This window comes from Exiguobacterium sp. 9-2 (genome assembly GCF_036287235.1).
Lineage (GTDB): Bacteria > Bacillota > Bacilli > Exiguobacteriales > Exiguobacteriaceae > Exiguobacterium_A.
This window is the reverse complement of record NZ_CP142850.1, coordinates 1,448,156-1,465,105: the sequence shown is the minus strand read 5'-3', so window position 1 is coordinate 1,465,105 and position 16,950 is coordinate 1,448,156. Positions and strand designations below refer to the sequence as shown.

The 16,950-nt window shown below is 45.8% G+C and carries 24 protein-coding genes; 10 read left to right on the top strand and 14 right to left on the bottom strand.

Annotated elements, in window-relative coordinates:
• Window positions 1–28: 28 nt before the first annotated feature.
• Window positions 29–964: a cation diffusion facilitator family transporter gene (locus VJ374_RS07665; RefSeq protein WP_329470915.1), complete on the bottom strand. Its 936-nt coding sequence runs from the start codon at window positions 962–964 to the stop codon at window positions 29–31.
• Between the two features lie 76 nt (window positions 965–1,040).
• On the bottom strand, window positions 1,041–1,445 hold the full coding sequence (locus VJ374_RS07660; RefSeq protein WP_329470913.1) for a class I SAM-dependent methyltransferase: 405 nt from the start codon (window positions 1,443–1,445) through the stop codon (window positions 1,041–1,043).
• A gap of 137 nt (window positions 1,446–1,582) precedes the next feature.
• Between VJ374_RS07660 and VJ374_RS07655 the strand changes: the two genes are divergently transcribed.
• The gene (locus VJ374_RS07655) at window positions 1,583–2,092 is read left to right on the top strand and encodes a hypothetical protein (protein ID WP_308101484.1); all 510 of its coding nucleotides are present in this window, start codon (window positions 1,583–1,585) and stop codon (window positions 2,090–2,092) included.
• A 71-nt stretch (window positions 2,093–2,163) separates the two neighbouring features.
• Complete coding sequence (locus VJ374_RS07650; RefSeq protein ID WP_308101483.1) at window positions 2,164–2,490, top strand: hypothetical protein; 327 nt, start codon at window positions 2,164–2,166, stop codon at window positions 2,488–2,490.
• Between the two features lie 66 nt (window positions 2,491–2,556).
• On the opposite strand, the gene VJ374_RS07645 is transcribed toward VJ374_RS07650, so the two are convergent.
• The 3 genes from VJ374_RS07645 to VJ374_RS07635 form a co-directional block, all read right to left on the bottom strand.
• A complete protein-coding gene (locus VJ374_RS07645; protein ID WP_308101482.1) occupies window positions 2,557–2,805 on the bottom strand; it encodes a hypothetical protein in 249 nt (82 codons plus the stop codon).
• A gap of 250 nt (window positions 2,806–3,055) precedes the next feature.
• Window positions 3,056–3,397 carry a DUF3139 domain-containing protein gene (locus tag VJ374_RS07640; protein ID WP_035408148.1) on the bottom strand — a complete coding sequence of 114 codons (342 nt, stop codon included), beginning with the start codon at window positions 3,395–3,397 and terminating at the stop codon, window positions 3,056–3,058.
• Between the two features lie 514 nt (window positions 3,398–3,911).
• Window positions 3,912–4,661 (bottom strand): SDR family NAD(P)-dependent oxidoreductase, encoded by a 750-nt coding sequence (locus VJ374_RS07635; protein ID WP_035408149.1) that lies wholly within the window; start codon window positions 4,659–4,661, stop codon window positions 3,912–3,914.
• A gap of 82 nt (window positions 4,662–4,743) precedes the next feature.
• On the opposite strand from VJ374_RS07635, the gene VJ374_RS07630 reads away from it, so the two are divergent.
• A complete protein-coding gene (locus VJ374_RS07630) occupies window positions 4,744–5,151 on the top strand; it encodes a MerR family transcriptional regulator (protein WP_329470909.1) in 408 nt (135 codons plus the stop codon).
• Here the strand turns inward: VJ374_RS07630 and VJ374_RS07625 are convergent.
• Complete coding sequence (locus VJ374_RS07625) at window positions 5,121–6,194, bottom strand: threonine aldolase family protein (protein ID WP_035408153.1); 1,074 nt, start codon at window positions 6,192–6,194, stop codon at window positions 5,121–5,123. The genes VJ374_RS07630 and VJ374_RS07625 overlap by 31 nt on opposite strands.
• Before the next feature lie 124 nt (window positions 6,195–6,318).
• On the opposite strand from VJ374_RS07625, the gene VJ374_RS07620 reads away from it, so the two are divergent.
• The gene (locus VJ374_RS07620) at window positions 6,319–7,002 is read left to right on the top strand and encodes a hypothetical protein (RefSeq protein WP_035408156.1); all 684 of its coding nucleotides are present in this window, start codon (window positions 6,319–6,321) and stop codon (window positions 7,000–7,002) included.
• Between the two features lie 204 nt (window positions 7,003–7,206).
• A complete protein-coding gene (locus VJ374_RS07615) occupies window positions 7,207–7,500 on the top strand; it encodes a hypothetical protein (protein WP_035408158.1) in 294 nt (97 codons plus the stop codon).
• 55 nt (window positions 7,501–7,555) lie between these two features.
• On the opposite strand, the gene VJ374_RS07610 is transcribed toward VJ374_RS07615, so the two are convergent.
• From VJ374_RS07610 to VJ374_RS07595, 4 genes are all read right to left on the bottom strand, one after another.
• Window positions 7,556–8,692 (bottom strand): GGDEF domain-containing protein, encoded by a 1,137-nt coding sequence (locus VJ374_RS07610; RefSeq protein WP_290774554.1) that lies wholly within the window; start codon window positions 8,690–8,692, stop codon window positions 7,556–7,558.
• A gap of 134 nt (window positions 8,693–8,826) precedes the next feature.
• Window positions 8,827–9,072 (bottom strand): phage holin, encoded by a 246-nt coding sequence (locus VJ374_RS07605; protein WP_290750129.1) that lies wholly within the window; start codon window positions 9,070–9,072, stop codon window positions 8,827–8,829.
• Window positions 9,069–9,704 (bottom strand): M15 family metallopeptidase, encoded by a 636-nt coding sequence (locus VJ374_RS07600; protein ID WP_329470907.1) that lies wholly within the window; start codon window positions 9,702–9,704, stop codon window positions 9,069–9,071. Before VJ374_RS07600 ends, VJ374_RS07605 begins: the two co-directional genes overlap by 4 nt.
• Window positions 9,704–10,459, bottom strand: coding sequence for a helix-turn-helix domain-containing protein (locus VJ374_RS07595; protein ID WP_329470906.1), 756 nt, complete (start codon window positions 10,457–10,459; stop codon window positions 9,704–9,706). The genes VJ374_RS07600 and VJ374_RS07595 overlap by 1 nt, the downstream gene beginning before the upstream one ends.
• Before the next feature lie 91 nt (window positions 10,460–10,550).
• Between VJ374_RS07595 and VJ374_RS07590 the strand changes: the two genes are divergently transcribed.
• On the top strand, window positions 10,551–11,042 hold the full coding sequence (locus VJ374_RS07590) for a DinB family protein (protein WP_308101474.1): 492 nt from the start codon (window positions 10,551–10,553) through the stop codon (window positions 11,040–11,042).
• Between the two features lie 40 nt (window positions 11,043–11,082).
• Here VJ374_RS07590 and VJ374_RS07585 read toward each other — a convergent pair whose 3' ends face one another.
• Window positions 11,083–11,568 carry an NUDIX hydrolase gene (locus VJ374_RS07585; protein ID WP_056061164.1) on the bottom strand — a complete coding sequence of 162 codons (486 nt, stop codon included), beginning with the start codon at window positions 11,566–11,568 and terminating at the stop codon, window positions 11,083–11,085.
• 213 nt (window positions 11,569–11,781) lie between these two features.
• Between VJ374_RS07585 and VJ374_RS07580 the strand changes: the two genes are divergently transcribed.
• Window positions 11,782–12,246, top strand: a complete 465-nt coding sequence (locus VJ374_RS07580) for a hypothetical protein (RefSeq protein WP_290787046.1) — start codon at window positions 11,782–11,784, stop codon at window positions 12,244–12,246.
• Between the two features lie 331 nt (window positions 12,247–12,577).
• Here the strand turns inward: VJ374_RS07580 and VJ374_RS07575 are convergent, their stop codons facing one another.
• The gene (locus VJ374_RS07575; RefSeq protein ID WP_056061160.1) at window positions 12,578–13,111 is read right to left on the bottom strand and encodes a DUF402 domain-containing protein; all 534 of its coding nucleotides are present in this window, start codon (window positions 13,109–13,111) and stop codon (window positions 12,578–12,580) included.
• A gap of 154 nt (window positions 13,112–13,265) precedes the next feature.
• Here VJ374_RS07575 and VJ374_RS07570 point away from each other — a divergent pair, with 154 nt between their 5' ends.
• From VJ374_RS07570 to VJ374_RS07560, 3 genes are all read left to right on the top strand, one after another.
• On the top strand, window positions 13,266–14,375 hold the full coding sequence (locus VJ374_RS07570; RefSeq protein WP_329470903.1) for a GGDEF domain-containing protein: 1,110 nt from the start codon (window positions 13,266–13,268) through the stop codon (window positions 14,373–14,375).
• Between the two features lie 17 nt (window positions 14,376–14,392).
• Window positions 14,393–14,629 carry a YkvA family protein gene (locus VJ374_RS15995; protein WP_442899603.1) on the top strand — a complete coding sequence of 79 codons (237 nt, stop codon included), beginning with the start codon at window positions 14,393–14,395 and terminating at the stop codon, window positions 14,627–14,629.
• Between the two features lie 172 nt (window positions 14,630–14,801).
• Window positions 14,802–15,047 (top strand): hypothetical protein, encoded by a 246-nt coding sequence (locus VJ374_RS07560; RefSeq protein WP_214729928.1) that lies wholly within the window; start codon window positions 14,802–14,804, stop codon window positions 15,045–15,047.
• Window positions 15,048–15,092: 45 nt separating this feature from the next.
• Here the strand turns inward: VJ374_RS07560 and VJ374_RS07555 are convergent, their stop codons facing one another.
• Window positions 15,093–15,779 (bottom strand): polysaccharide deacetylase family protein, encoded by a 687-nt coding sequence (locus VJ374_RS07555; RefSeq protein ID WP_308101472.1) that lies wholly within the window; start codon window positions 15,777–15,779, stop codon window positions 15,093–15,095.
• A 16-nt stretch (window positions 15,780–15,795) separates the two neighbouring features.
• Complete coding sequence (locus VJ374_RS07550; RefSeq protein WP_308101471.1) at window positions 15,796–16,923, bottom strand: MGDG synthase family glycosyltransferase; 1,128 nt, start codon at window positions 16,921–16,923, stop codon at window positions 15,796–15,798.
• Between the last annotated feature and the right edge of the window lie 27 nt (window positions 16,924–16,950).

Genomic DNA, 16,950 nt, shown 5'->3' with positions numbered 1-16,950 from the left:
TGTCCGACTTTGGACGAGTGCTCGTTTTTTAATGCGTATGCGATTCGTGTTTGCCGTCACAATACAACGTATTGCCATGTGCGTGTTGATCCGTCTCGACCTGGATGGTCGCGTGGGTAATGCCGACATGTTTTAAGTCGTGATCAATCTGTTCGCGAATCGACTCCGACTCCCGGACGGTCATGTTCTCCTTGACGACGACGTGACACGATAACGCATTATAACCACTCGTGATCGACCAGATGTGTAGATCATGTAGTCCGAGAACGGCTTCGTTCGTCTGAATCGTCGAAACGACCTCATCAATGTCGACATCACTCGGCGTTCCTTCCATCAAGACGTGAACGGACGCCTTCGTCACGTAATAACCGCTCCGTAAGACGAGGATCGCTACGATGATACTCGCAAGTGGATCCGCCCATCCCCAACCGAAGAATAGGATCAGCAAGGCGGCTACAATCGCACCGACCGATCCGAGCATGTCGCTTAAGACGTGCAGATACGCACCGCGCATGTTGAGGTTATGTTCGTGCCCACCGCCGCGTGTCATGATCCAGGCAACTAAAATGTTGACGAGCAACCCGAGGACACTAATGATCAGCATCCCCGTCGTTGCGACAGCGGGTGGATCGATGAAGCGTTGAATGGCTTCAATGAAAATATAGAGAGCGATGACAATCAGCGTCACGCCATTTAGGATTGCGGCTAAGATTTCAAAGCGTTTTGAACCGAACGTCTTGTTCGCATCCGGTGCTTGACTCGAGAACTGGAAGGCTAACAGGGCAATCGCAAGTGAAATCGAATCACTTAACATGTGCCCGGCGTCTGATAACAATGCCAAACTGTTCGTCCAAATCCCGCCGATGACCTCGACGATCATGAACACAGTAATGATCAGGAACGACAGGCCGAGTACCTTTTTATTGTCCGTATGATGATGGTGATGATGATGATCATGTGCCATGACATTGCCCCCCTTTTACCTTTCATTCAAACGTCTATTTGAATTATAACGTGCCACTGTTCTTTGGTCAACGGGCTCATCCTTTATATCCCACAAGCGCTACCGTATGAAACGAACGAATGACTGGTCCACGTTTCAAAATGACTGATTCGAATCCCATTTTGTTTGCAAGCGGGATGAATTCCCGTTCGATCCGCTCATGTAGTTCTTCCCCCTCTTCCCCTGCTTTTCCATCACAGTATGTTAAAACGAATCGTCCGTCTGGTCGTAAGGCTCGATACATTTCTTGAAGCGTTCGATCGACGGATTTCCAAAAATAGATCGTATAAATACTATAAATACCATTGACCGTCTCATGCACTAACTTCAAGTGATTCAGATTGGCTCGCTGAATCGTCGCTCGGTTTGCTTGAATGGCTTGTCGATTACGAAGCGTCGCAGAACGAACCATTGTTTTCGAAGAGATCAAGTCCCGTAACATGCGTTGCGTCCGTTTGCGAAAGGAGAATGATTGAAAAGTAAATTTCCGATATCCCTTATCACTGAAACCTAACACTATGAAATCAGAGAAACATGTAATACTATACATAGACGTTTTTTTATGGAGGGAGTCAGCAAATGAACCGTTTGAAACAGTTACAGATTGTCTTGTTAGTGTTAATAACGATTTGTGCTTTTTTCTTCTGGGCAGGACATGGATTTGAAGTAAGTTCTCATCAGATCAGCGGAAACGGCAATCCAGGAATTTTATTTGCTTACATCATCGTTTTCCTGTTTCCACTTATCGTATTAGGAATCATCGTTCTTTTTTATTTGATTGACGCTCGTCCCCTCTCTTTGATGACTACGATCATTTTAGCCGCTATCTATACTTACATCGGTTATTTTCATCAGCGGGAAAGCTACGTTACATATCAGCATCTCAAAAGACAACAAATGATTGATGCCAGATTAGCTTTAGATTACATCGATGATGTTTTAGTCGGATTCTCCATTTATCTAAACTCACAATTTTTTAATCTGAACACATTTCTGATATATATCTGTTTGGTATTAATGACCGCGTCCGCTTTGTATCTTCTTCTTTCTACCATGATTCGTTTGATACAAATAATTCGATTTCGTTAAATGACGCAGACGAGCGACCTTTTTCGAACGACTTTTATATCTATACCATCAAATTGACGGGATGTGATCGCATGAAAAAAGAAGTACGTCCACTAGTCTATACCCTTGTCGTTCTCGTCATGCTAATTGTCGCCTATCCAACATATCGATTAGGATCTAAGGTGATTACGGAAATCAAGATTGAACGTTTGTTGGCTGAAACAGGATACGATCAGGATATCTCTAAAAAAGAAACGGTCTATGATTCAAAAACTGGAAGATATGAGATGAAAATCACATATACGAATGAACTGGATCATACATACTACTATGAAATCATTGAGGGGCATGTACTGACGACCGTATACGACCAGCATAATGTTGAAGTGACTGTCCCTGGTCAACATGAATTAAAGTAACTTGTCTTTTCAAATCAAAAACGAGGCCTCTCCACGAATTTCGTGAATGGACTCGTTTTTGGTAACTTAACATTCTTCTTTCATGTTCAATGATTCTGCCGAGCGGATCGTAATCTGTTTTGCAGCATCATCGATGGATATGACACAATCCCACGTCGGCTTTAATTGCAGTGTGTCTTTTTGATCCAACCACAAGACTGCAGTTAGTTCGATGAAGTTTCCCATGACTACCATTTTTCTCGCCTTCTCATCAATGACGGCATATAGTTCATCATCCAAACTGATTTTCCAGTCAAAGAATTCATTCTCATTCATCCTTTATCTCTCCCAATCCTTCATACACTCTCAAGATCATTCCGCTGTAGTAAACGTAATCTTCCATTTCTTCCGCGCAATCAACACAACGATTAGCGAAATCAACAAAGATATTTTAAGCGTTGTATCATCGATAAGGTGTACTCCGTAATGAAGTGAAAAAAGTACCGTTAGTAGCGCAACGACGCTTCCTAAAAAGATCATGTTTTTCATTCTATCACCTCGTTTCTTCAATGGATTTAACGTGTTGTCAATCCTTTGAAATATACCGTCCTTCTTGTTTGTTCGTAATCTGTACGCCGTCTTTATATCCCGTGACGTCAATATGACTCGATCCCGATTGATAAATCTCATATTCATTATTCGGTTCATCTTCGAACACGACGCGTGCGAAGAATTCACCTGTGCTCGTATCATAGCGAATTTCTTTGTTCTTCACGTGTGTCATATAATTCTGTCGCGTCAGATAGTGATTGATTGACTGAGTGACCTCTTGTTTTTCATCATAGTACAACGACTTATAGGCTGAAGCACCGATGATGCCGACTCCTAGAATCATCAATAACGTAATCGATATAAAGGTTCGTTTCATTTCATCACTCCAACGGTTCGTTTTTAGATATTCCCCCTGTTTTTAAAATGTCGATATGTATAAACTAATAGAAGAACACAAAAAAAGGAAGTCATTTATGATAAAAAAATCCATAAAATACTTTTTATTGTTATTTATGTTGATTGTTCTTACTTTGAACTTCTTAAATGGTCGAGTGATTGATAATGAGCGATTAACATTAGCCGTGAACATTGCAATAGTTCTAATGGCGTTATTCTTTATAGGCTTGAGGTTCTCACGTAAATAAGATGCTTACGCCTCTAAAAAAGTGTAGAAAGTTGGTTGAATCGTGGAACAATTCATGATTTTCGGCGCTCTGATAAATCTTTTGATCATCGGCGCAGTCGTCTATGTCGTATGGAAGTTAGCGAAAAAAATCTTTAAAAAAATAAGTAATTGATGTCTTTTTTTGATGCATTCATGAAATTCGTATAAATTATGCTTACATAAATAAGGTCCCTTTTTCATTTGAAAAAGGGACCTTACTTAGTTTTTATCCTGCGTAATTGAACAATGGACCACGCAATTCGAATTCATACGTCTCACCGTCGACAATCCCGACGATTGCATCACTTTCGATTAACTGATGCAGGAAGCCTGCCATTTCTGCTGCCGTATGATATTTCTTGACGTTCTTGCTGTAGTCGAACCCTACTTCGCCACGCGAACGATCGGCGAACTCTGTCTCAGTCGCAGCTGGTGCGAGCACTTTCGCCCGGAGTTTTGCGCCGCCTTTTTGCAGTTCTTGCGCGAGTCCTTCCGTATAGGCACTGACATAGAACTTCGTCGCGCAGTACGTGACGGCATTCGGTACGATCCGGTAGCCGCCAGCTGACGAGATATTGACGAGCGTCGTTCCTTCGACATCATGATGGTCGCGGACGAACAGGCTCGACAGAATCGTCAGCGCCTCGATGTTCAAGCGGAGCATCTTTTCGATTTTCCCGAGATCGATATCCTGGACGAGATCAAAATCACCAAACCCAGCATTATTGATCCATGTTTCAATTTCAAGTTCTTTTAAGCCTTCATAAAGATCATGAACGTTTTGGTTATCAGAAAGGTCGATCGACTTGAGGATGACATCACTGTCTGGTGAAATCTGTTTGACTTCATCCCGAAGTTTTTCGAGCTCTGACGTCCGGCGCGCGACGAGGACGAGTGACTTTCCTTTTCCTGCGAGTAGTTTTGCCGTCTCATACCCAATTCCTGAACTTGCTCCTGTAATGACCGTGTACTTCATCTAGCATATCCCCTTTTCGATTTGGTATAGTCAGAGTCTAATCCTTAGAGTGAACTCTAAGTCAAGCAGAAAGGTGAGATTCATGTATACGATTTCTGAAATCAGTCGACTGACGATGACGAGTGCCCATACGATTCGCTATTATGAGAAAGAAGGATTACTCTTTCCGAAGCGCCAGAATGGTCAACGACGTTATGACGACCAAGACGTGACGTGGCTTCGATTTGTCCTCCGCTTACGTGAAACGCATATGCCGATCGAGCAAATCCGTACGTATGTGTCACTGTTTCTTGCTCACGGCGAGCAGGATACGACCCGCGAACGCCTTGCGTTGTTTGAAGCACACCATGCAAACGTCTTAGCTCAACTGGCAGCATTACAAGAAACGGAGCGAATGATCGCAGAAAAAGTCGACACCTATCGTCGCCTCCATCCTACGATTCCCGCTCCTGATGTCATTCAATCCTCTGAGAACGCCTCCGTCAATTGACGAAAGACGCTTTCGCGTTCGTCAGTCGTCAATGCAAGAAAACTATCGCCGATATTGATTTCCGTTGCGCAGCCTTTTTCTTTCTTGACAAGATAGCCGGCGATACCAACTTTTCCGTGCAACTGGATTTCAATCAATTTTTCCTCGACGACTGCTTTATCTGCCTCAAAGTAAAGATGAAACATGTTTGAGACCGGCTCAAGGGGACGAGTCGAGATGCCTGGTATCGCATTCAAGCTGCTCGCTAGTGCTTTTGCGGCTACATAGTACTCCGCCATCCGGTCTTTTCGTTGTTCATAATAATGATCCGCGGATAGAATATACGGATAGAGACTAATCAAATCACCGCCATAGCGACGTTTCCAGATGCGAGCCTCGCGACAAAATGCTTCCGGTCCGGCTAAGATCGCTCCTGCGACGCCGCCAAGACCTTTATAAAAAGAGATATAGACACTGTCAAATAACTCTGCGATTTCTTTTGCCGATGCCTCATAGTACGGTAAGATTTCAAGTAGGCGTGCCCCATCCAAGTGCAAACGAATTCCTTGTTCCCGTGCATATGCGCAAATGATTTCAAGTTCCTCACGCGACGGAAGCAGTCCGCCGAGTTCGCGTTGTGGCAGTTCGAGTAACAGGCAGCTGACGTCCGGCAAGGCTTTGACGTCGTCTATCGTCATTAAGCGATCGACTTCTCCGACTAGTACTGGTTTAATCCCGTGTAATTCCTTCAACCCATCCTGCTCATGAATCTCGAGGTGACAAAGGGGATGGTAGGCAACCTTACGATTATTCCGTTCATCAGACCAGATCCGTAACGCAATTTGTTGCGCCATCGTACCGCTCGGAAAAAAGATCGCATCGTCGTGCCCGAGTAAGTCTGCTATCTTACGTTCGAACGTTTTAATCAATTCGCCGTTTCCATACATATCGCTTGGTTGATCGGCAGAAACGGTTTGCAACGCTTCTTGTAATATTCCGATGGTTCGACTTCCGTGTCCATCCAATCGTTTTGTCGTTTTTTGGTAACTCAATCGTAAATCCATACTATTCATTCCTTTCTAAATCAATGACTATTTTTTGAAAAAATCAAAATATTCTATCTCCACTTTTGCTATACTGTGTAGCGAACGTCTGTTAAACGTACTCGTCAAAGGAGGTGTCCCTATCGTGCAAACGCTCCGCACTCGCCTGTTGCTTCTTATTCCAATCGTCTGTCTTCTACTGCTTGCCATCCAACAATTCGTCCCGTCATTCTACACGTCACTACTTGGACGAATCGATCCAGCAACAAATACATACTGCATTGATCGCTGTGGTCCGAAAGCATCGATGTTTAGTGCAGTCGAGGAAGGAACCTCATACGGCGGAGACGGAAGTACTGTCACGATTAGTGAAGCCGATCCTCCTACTCCTTGGTTCCGGACCGGTTTTGACTCTTCGGTGACGACACCTCCTTATCTTCTCATCTTATGTCTCGTTCTCCTGTTTTGTAGCTGGTTTTTATGGCACTATCTCCAGTGGTTGCGTCGTCCGCGACTAGATGAATCGGGTCATGTACTTCCACCACGCTTCCCGATTTTCGTTTACGAGACAAAAGACCTACCTGCTGACTCGATTCGAAAACAACTCGTTCGTTTTAATGAGCAACTTCCGTTTTCATTACAGCGCAGGACACATGAGACCGTGACGGAATGGTTCGAGCGAATCGCTTTTCCGTCACCTGTTGATCCGCTTTATTTTGAAGTGCGGTACGGAAAGGTACCCGTCATCTCCACTCATCAACTGACCTTTTTCGTCCAAGCTATGGAACAATATTTAAAGAAATGCCATGTCCAGTCTTCGATATCTTGAATTTTTCTCTCCTTCCGCCTTGCTCATTGAAGCTTGGCGTTTTTTTGGCGGAGTTTAAGAGGATTTCTTGAAAATAGATTTTGGATGATTTCAAAATTCGGATTGACTTTTTTTCAAAATCAGACGATTATTTGCCAGAAAAATGGGTAATATAGACTATAGTAGAGAAAGAGCTGATTTATCAGGAGAGTGAGGTGAGAAAAGTTGATTAGTGCACAAGAAGCCTATTACATTAAGAAGGAATTGAATGAAAAATTCGAGGATCCGCGGATTTCCTGTGATTTTTCAATCTTTTCGCTTGAACCGTTCCAACTTCTCTTGCACGTACAGGAAGATGTTGATGAGCTCAGTACTGAATTACGATATGGCTTAAGCCGTAAGATTCGTTCCCAGCTCACACAACTTAATGCGCGTGTCGGTGGTGAACCTGTCAGGACGGTTTATGTCATATCGGCGCCTCTCATTTCCGATCGATCGTATTGCGTCATCTTACAATGAAATGAAAAATCCCCCGTGTGAGAAGCAAACACTCACGCGGGGGATTTTATCGTATTCACCCTGCCAAGTCCCCAATCTGATTCCGTCCGTTCTCTTTCGCTCGATACAGTGCTTGATCGGCTTGGTCGATGATTTCCTTCTCTGTCGTCTGTTCTTCGGGTACAAGTGACGTCAAGCCAAGACTGACGCTGACCCGGCAAAGGGGTTCGTACTGCTCGTGTGTGATGTTCAAATCAAGAATGTCCTGTCGAATCCGTTCTGCGATATGACGGGTTTCTTCTATGCCACGCGTCAGTAAAACCGTGAACTCCTCTCCTCCGTATCGTGCGACTTGTCCATGCCGAGCCTGCCGTTTTAAGACGCGAGCCACTTCCTTCAAACATTCATCCCCTTTTAAGTGACCATACGTGTCATTGTAGGACTTGAAGGCATCGACATCAATCAGTATTAAGGAGAGCGGTGTCTGCTCTTGTTTGGCTTCTTCGAGAAGCTTCTCTAATCGTTCATCGAACGCTCGCCGATTCGGGATGCCGGTCAATGCATCATGCAAGGAACGATGAATCAAGACTTGTTTGCTGCGTTCCATTCGAAACGTCTGGATGAAGGCAATCAAAACAAGAACAGCGATGCTCGCGACGACAACGATAACCCATTTCGCAGCACTCGATGCTTGCTCGGAGCGTTGTGTTGCTTCCGCAATGATTCGGTTGACGTCTGTTCGCAAACGGGCATCAATCGGTCGGAACGTTTCGATGAACTGCATTCCTTGATATCGTCTTGCCTCTGCTGAAGCTCTGTCACCGTCCTTGACGAGTTCAAATTGCGTGTCGTAAAACTGCGTCGCCGTCTCGATACGGGGAATTGCCTCCGTCCGAACGAGTTTTCGCATGATGGGATGGTTCGCATCGAGCCGGTTCAGCCGCGTGATCGTTTGATCCAGCTGATTAATCGTCCGTTCATACTGTGCTAGATCCGTTTTGTTCGGTGAAAGGATGTAACTCCGGACACTGAGTTCTAGATTCAACAACGCTGGAAACAGTTCTGCTGCTTCCGTCGAGATCGGAATAGCTTCTTTTAAGATACGGGCGTTTTCTCGTTCGATTTTTAGGAAAGCTTGATAGCTCCAAACACTTGTAAATAAAAGCGCACAGAGTGCCAAAAACAAATACCGTTGCAACGTTGACCATTTCACAAGAAGACCGACCTTTCTTTCTCTATCTACTTGACTAAAGTCAATTTCTTCTATCAGTATCTTGAAGTCAAACAATTAGTCATTTGTATGAAATAATGCCCGTTGCTGACACAATCCAAACGCTTCCCGACCGTTCAATCGGTTAAGGATGTGTTTTCCAGCTGTTCTTGCGACTGACGTCGTCTTAATGCCCGCTCGGTCACGTCGTTATTCTTCCACCAAGCGACGAACAAACCGATTACCCCAACCAGACCGGTCACGAATCGTTCGACGTCATTCGATGACACCGGTAAAGCGGTAAATCCGAGCGTCGGTAAAAATAACTCTAGAAAGACATAGAGCGGTATCATGAGGCGGAGCCATGCTTGAAAACGAATCATGGTGACACCGGAAAGAGACGACGCCATGTTTGCGGTCCAACAATCCCGTCAACCACAAGTCGAGATGTCTGCTGGAACGCTTGGATGGCTCGCGTCAAACGTATATCAAAGATTCCTGTCACCATCAGACCCAATCGCTTCTCAATCGCTCGGACGAGTTCCGGTGCTTGAATTCGTTCGCGTAGATAGTGTCCTGGTTTTGGCACGTGATGCCGCGCAAGACTGACATGATCGTACAATTCAAAATGTGGATAATCGCGAAAACGGGACCAATCGCCTCCCCAGTCCATTCCGCGCCGTTTCATTGCCGCAACGATTCGACGAAGTCGCGCGTCCGGTGGAGAAAGAAATAATGCACCATCCTCGTAAAGGAAGACGTCAATTGCAACACCAAAATTATGGTTTGATTGTCCACCACGGGCTTGCGTCACGATCGTTCCTTGGGTCGTCCGTCCTTTTGCGTATAACGCGTTCTGTTCCGCGATGCTCCGAAAACTTTGGGCTATACCGAGTTTGATTCCATGCGGATAAAGCTCTTGAATCACGTCACGGGCAATCCGGACGACCGACGGATGCATGCCGGGAACGGTTAGTTTTTGATTCGCGCGTCGCAGTAATTCTTCTAGTTGCATCAGGCTCCCTCCCTGGTCAATGTATGTAATAAAGCAGCAATCTCGTCATCGTCAGGAATGACTTGTCGTTCCTGTTGTTTTGCCTCGTAAGCGCGTTGTGCTTCTTTTTCACGTTCTATCCAATTCGGTAATTGAAATAATGAATTGTTCCTTCTCGAACGTTTGGTTACTTGTTTCGGACGTTCTGACGCGGATCCGGTTGCAAGGCGCTTAACGACCTGTTCGATGTAACCGAAATGACGACTGTTCGCTCGTCCCGCTTCTTCGATGGCGTACTGGATTCGCTCGATTGGATGTTCGTTCGCAAGTAACAGCAACTCTTGTTCGATTCGTGGTGACACCTTTCCGAGATTCGACTCATACTGCTGCACCAGTTCCTTTTTTAAAGATGTCTTCTTCAAGACTTCTTCTTCGGAGTCAGCAGAAGTCTCGGGGGCAGTCGTCTCGTGACTCGCCGGGGATGGCGTATCGACATGGGGCAGGACACGATAAGCATTCGAGGTCTGTCCTCCGTGTTTCGTGAACCGTTCGACTTTCTCGATCCGACCACTTGCGATCAAGGACTGGATACACGACTTGACTGTCGATTTACTGCACGGAACAGCATCGGCGATCGTCTGATAGGACGGAAATGCTTGACCATCTTGACCACTGAAGCTTTCAAGGATCAGGTAGATCATTTTTTCATGGACGGACGCGAATGCCGTCCCGCTCCGTAAGAGCGTATGGGGAACCGGAAGATATGGAGCTTGCATGGTGATTCCTCCTTTCTAGGAAATATGACAGGAAGAAGTCGAAGATTGTTCGAAAAGAGTGAAGAAGATATTTTTTGAGAGGAGTGACAGGATGAACGAACTATTCACCTATTATCTACAAGAACTTGATCGCTATGAGCCGGAGGCGTTGATTCATCATCTCGACCATGACACGTGGTCGATTAGTCAAATGTATGATCATTTGATCGTCGTCAGTCATGAGTATTTGGATGAAGTCGAGTCGTGCCGGTTCGCACCCGTGACCACGTCCGGGAAGTCACCGTTCGGCGAACAGTTATTTGCTGCTGGTGCATTTCCGTCGACACCGATCCGGTTACCGGATGCGATGAACGCCCCACCGGATGAGACGGATCAGGTTGAACAAATACGGACACGTTGGTTGCAACTGATTGATCGTCACGTAACGCTCGCAACGATTGCTCAGGCGACACCCGTTGATCAAAAGACGCAACACGGTGGGATGGGCTGGTTGAACGCTGCCGAGTGGTATGCCCTCGTCTCGTACCATCTCGCGCATCACCGGCATCAAAAACGACGACTCGACGCTGCGCTAGCCAATTGAACATGAAAAAGCGCTCTCCGCATGCGAAGAGCGCTTCGATTCATTTTAAGACATCCCAATTCGAAAAGTGTCGTGCCTCAAGATCGAGTTGTTGTTCCTCAATCCAGCGGAATGCTTCAAGTACGAGCGGTGACGCATTGTCGATTGAAACTTCACTCGCCTTGACCCAACGCGCACCGAGTGAGTCTTGTCCGACGAATTGCTCGGGAATGCCAAGCGTTCCACCGGTCTGTCGAACGAGATAAAAGACGGCGATATGATGGACTTCATCGAACTCCCGCCAGTCCCACGGGAGCTTGAAGTCAGCGACGCCGATCTGTCGTTCGAGCTCTACCTCAAGCCCTGTCTCTTCCGTAAACTCACGGCGCATCGCCGTAGCGAGCGTCTCCCCTTCTTCTAGGCTACCCCCTGGTAAATCATAGCGATTGATGTACGGTCCACCATTTTTATCGATGACGAGTAAAGCATCCTCTTTCATTAATAAGCCATAGACTCCAAATGCACGATGACAACGAATCGTTTTCATTCATCATACCTCCCTTTACTTTTCTTTTACATTTTTTATTTTTTATCACAATGACACTTAAACATATTGATATCTAAAGAACGCGGTAATGCGGTTAGCTTTATATTAATCGTTACAAAATCAGTCTAAAGGCTTACGTAATAGTTCGTATTTCATCATACACTTTACATATATCATTAAATGAAAAGTCATATGGAAAGAAGGATTACTACCATGAATCCCCCAAAGTTAAGTGTTTTTTTACTAAAGTCATGCCTATTTGTACTATCTCTTGGTCTACTGGGTTTAGCGGGCTATGCAATCCCTACGTTGCTGAACGGAATCAAGAGTTCAATCATTTTTGAAAAACCAGGATATGTCGTATTGATCGTTGCTTATATTGCTCTTATACCGCTATTGGCTTCTATTTTTCACGGTTTCCGTATTTTAAGCGCCTTTACAAAAAGTCAGGACGCGGCTATTCGTATTTCTTCATCGTCGAATAGCATTAAAAAGGCATTCCTCGTGATTGCTGTTTTAGCGATTTCTATTCTTCCCGTATTCTTTTATATAGGTCAGATAGATGATGCTCCTGGATTAGTGCTTGTAGGAATAAGTATCGTCATCATCCCACTAGCCATCAGTGCCTTTTTTAATTGCATGCAATACATGATGAAGAAACATATTGTTACTTCATGAATGAATCGTTAACAGATGAACGAATGTCCCTTAAAACGGCTTGAATTCGGTACTTTACCGGACTCAAGCCGTTTGTTCGTTGTTTAAAGTACGCTGTTTAAAGTACGCTTGGATCACAAACGAAGGTTCAGCGACTTCCATATTATTAAGTAGACGACGTTAATCTCACTACAGGATGTTTCATTGAACTACATCGGATTACTCTACTAAGACGAGACATACAGGAAGACCCCTAGCTTTAATGATAGAATCAAGAGAGTCAACGTATAGACTGACTCAAACGTCTTGCGACAAAAAGCGAACAGACTAAATGCGTGATATCGTGGTTTTTTTATTGGGTATCCTTTCCATCATTCATGTTCATGACGGTCGGGATGAAAGCATCTAAATAGCCGTCAAACGGAAACTGTTGCTGCGCGATCCGTTCTTGAAGGTTCAGCAATGACGCACGGGTTCGTTCAATCAATTCGACCGGATAGTGATAGAGCCGTTGGTTCTCCATAAATTCGTCCTCGTCGACGACTTGCCACACTCCGTTTCGATAGACGAGATCAAGATCCAGATCGATGAACGATAATGTTTCATCTTGAAGGACTGACGGAAGACAGATATTGCAGTAATAGCTCATCTCTCCCGTCCGTTCTATATCGAGACCAACCGTGAAATCAGCTTCAAACGGATAGAATTCGAGACTATAGTTGTCGTATGTATAAACGGTTGCGCGACGATGATGATGAAGCGTCCGCCCTGGAATATTCGCGACGAGTAGATAGTCTTTTGTCTGCTTTAGGACATATCCGTCCCACGAATAGTGCGGACGTCCGTCAAGTTTCCGTGCCTCAATCATAAGACGTTTTAATTTCACTTCATCCCTCCCTTTTCCTGAAGCTCTCTTATTTTACCAAATACTTTCAATCGAGCAAGACTTTTCCTGAATCTTTAAAATTTTGAGTCTCTCTCGTTGACATCCCTTATCAAACTGCTATCGTGAAAGTATCATACTCAAGGATGTGGAACTCATGTTCATTGCCGAGTTGTTATTGAATGCCTGTATCGCCTTCACCGGCTTTTATTTAATCGCTAAAATCATCTATAGTCAACGCCTCGCATCGAGCAGAATGAAGTCCCTCATCGTTGGTCTTGCGACCGGACTACTCGGTGTGCTATTGATGTTTAAAGGAATTGCAGTCAATGAATCGTTACGGATGGACTTACGTCATTTACCGCTCGTCCTGCTCGCTTTTTATGGCGTTCGTTCGCCTCTCATCATCGCGACACTGATCATCGGTTGTTCTCGATTTTACTTCGGCTGGACCCCGCAATCAATCGTCGCCTTTCTCGCAGTCCTCGGCATCAGCACCGGGATGTACTTCATTCATAAGCGGTTACTCCATCGACCGCTCTTGCAAAACCTGATCATGAACGTCTGGTCATTGTTCATGATCTCGATCGCTGTCTCGATCAATCTCGGCTTCAGTGACGCCGCTCTTCGTTTACTTGCTTCAACGTGGACGATCGGACTTGCGATTGGACTGTTATCGAGTCTCTTGACGATCGACTTTCAGTTGCTCAACGAACAGGTCCAGCGTTATAAACAATCAGCAGAACTCGATCACTTGACAGGACTGTACAATCGGCGTGTCTGGGACGAACGGACGACATTGCTTGAAGCAGAAGGACGCGTCTACAATGTGCTCGCGCTCGATATCGATCATTTCAAGCATGTCAACGATACGTACGGTCATGCGAACGGTGATCTCGTCTTGCAACAGTTTGCACGGATCTTGCAGGAAGAGACACGTCCGCATGATATCACTGCTCGAATTGGCGGCGAAGAATTCATGGTCCTCATCTATGATCTCACGCCTCCAAAAGTCACGAAAGTCGCTAACCGGATTCGAGAACGGATCGCGAACACACACTTTCAGCTCGACGGATCCCCGTCGATTGCCATCACGGCATCCGTCGGGATCGCTCACGGGAAACATATCGCCATTCAACGAATGAATATTCTTGCGGACGACGCATTATATGCCTCAAAGGAACAAGGACGAAATCGTGTCATTCTGTATGAAGCGGATGGCGAGGCAGCCGTCACGACAAACGAACGGGAACCGGTTCGCTCATAAGAAAGGAGTACTCGCTTATGTTAGAGCGAATGAAACAGATCGCTAGACGGATGAAGCAACAATTATCAGTCCTCTCTTATGCCATCGAACATCCTCGTTTACCTCGTCATATTAAATGGGGAATCATCGCCTTAATCGCCTATACTGTCAGTCCAATCGACTTGATACCAGATTTTCTGCCTGTTATTGGTCTTCTCGACGATCTCTTTACTCGTTCCACTCGGTATCTACTTCATCATCCGTTCGATTCCTAAAGAGATCTTGACACAAGCACAACGACGACTTGAACAACAAGGAACGCGTTCCTTTCCATTGCTCCGACGTTATGGTCTAGCTTTCGTATTAATTTGTTGGGGTATTGGTATCGGTCTTGTGATATGGTGGATAGTGTAAAATCAGACAAATCCACCCATAAGGAGTAGTTCAATGAAAACTGAGTTTGAGTTCATGACGACATCGGAAGCAATTCTATTCGTCAGTTCCTTTTTCATGTGGCTTTACATTGGTCGTCATTTCGTCATGATCACGACGTTCGACGACTTATTTTTGACGCAATCTTGGTGGTTACTACTTCCGGTCATCACCTTCATCCTATTCTTACGCTCGTTCGTCGTGCGGCGCTTGATTCTCCATCATAGTCAAGAAGATGAGGACTTGTCACGCGAAGCATAATCCATGCAAAAGAGGAGCTATCCGGCACCGGATAGCTCCTCTTTTTTACGTTTGATCGATGCGACGAAACTGTAAGCCGCGTGCTTTCCAGTTCGGCAAGAGTTCACGAAGCGCTTCAATCGTCTGCACGGGTGCTTGTGGGTCCGCACCAAACGTATCCCCGTTATCGTGGAGCAAGATGATATCTCCTTCTGACACATTCGATAGTAGCCTCTTGATTTTTGTTGTCCCGCCTTCTACCTTCCAGTCTTCCGCCATCTTCGACCAGAGAATCATCTTGTAAGCGGTTGGACAGAGGACATCTCCGGCATTGAGTGCACCCCACGGTGGACGATAGACCGTCGGACGTTCACCGATGATCCGTTCAATGATCATAGCCGTCCGCTCGATTCCTGCCCGGACCGTCGACGGTTGCATCGACCAGTTCGGTCGATGGACGTAATTGTGGATACCGAGTTGATGCCCTTCGTCGTGTATCCGGCGAATGAGGTCCGGATGTGCTTCTGCTTTATGACCAACGACAAAAAACGTCGCCTGAATGCCTTCTTGTTTTAAGAGATCGAGCAGTTCTGCCGTATAGACGGGATCTGGACCATCATCGAACGTCAAGGCGACATATCGTGAGTTCAGTGATTTTGTCACGCGCCACCCAAAGACGCGTGACGCCACGTACGGGACGACCGTATAAGCGAGTGTCGCGAGAATTCCTGCTGTGATAAGACGTGAACGCATAGAAACTAACTCCCTTTTATTCATTTACTTTTCGGCGACGGTCTTGCAGGCAACCCGCAATCCGTTCCGCGAAGAACCGCTGATCGGCCGTGACGCGATCATTTTGATACTGCGTGACTGCTTGTTGCCAAGCATGCATGACGTCTGGGTTCTCAAGCGTCCGACGGATGACGTCCGCGAGTGTGTCCGTTTGATGAAATGCGAACGCAAGTCCTTTCTCCATCAAATACGTACGATTGATCTCTTCTTGTCCCGGTAGGACGTGCTGAATGAACAACGGTACACGTTTTTCGAATGCTTCACTGACCGTCACGCCACCCGGTTTCGTAACAATCGCATCCATTCGTTCATACAGCTGATTCATCTCATCCCGTGAATCGATATAGGTGAGCGGATGGATATGTGGATGACGTCGCGAAGCTAGTCGTTTATACAATGTTTGGTTCTTCCCACATAAGACATGGAAATCTGCTTCTGGACACTGTTCGATCTGCGTCAGTAAGGTCTCGAGTTGACCTAGTCCACCGTTTCCGCCTGCGACAAGAATTTGTTTGCGTGACTGCGTCGAGCGAAAAATGGAACCGCCAGCGATTGCTGGATGGACGGGGATACCCGTCACGAACAAGCGCTCAATGGGTACAGCATGATGCTCGTGCAATTCTTGCCTTGCCTCACGATTCGGCAACAGATGATACTCGATATGCGTCTTTCCCCAGACGCGGCTGACGAATAAATCCGTATAGGCATTGATGACCGGTACGTCACAAAGGTTTCGTTCTTTTAATTGATTCAAGAGATAGGAGGGAAACGCATGTGTACAGATGATGACGTCCGGTTGTTCCGTCCGGATGATCCGTAACATCTGTTGTTGGAAATAATGCGACGTCCACCCTGTCGACCGGGCATTGCTCGAACGTCCGGCAATATGCTGATGATAAAAACGGCTATAGCCGTTTGAGAAGTGTCGGATCCAGTTCAGGTAAAACTTCGATGTCACCCATTCCGCAAACGGGCTGATCGTACTGAGCAATTCTACTTCCTTGACTTCAACCCCTGGACCTTGCAGTCGTTCGGCGATCGCTTCGGCAACCAGATGATGACCGGATCGCATCCTTAAAAAAGGAAAGATCACTATTTTTTGCATCGTTTGTCCACTCCTTCAAACTGTTCC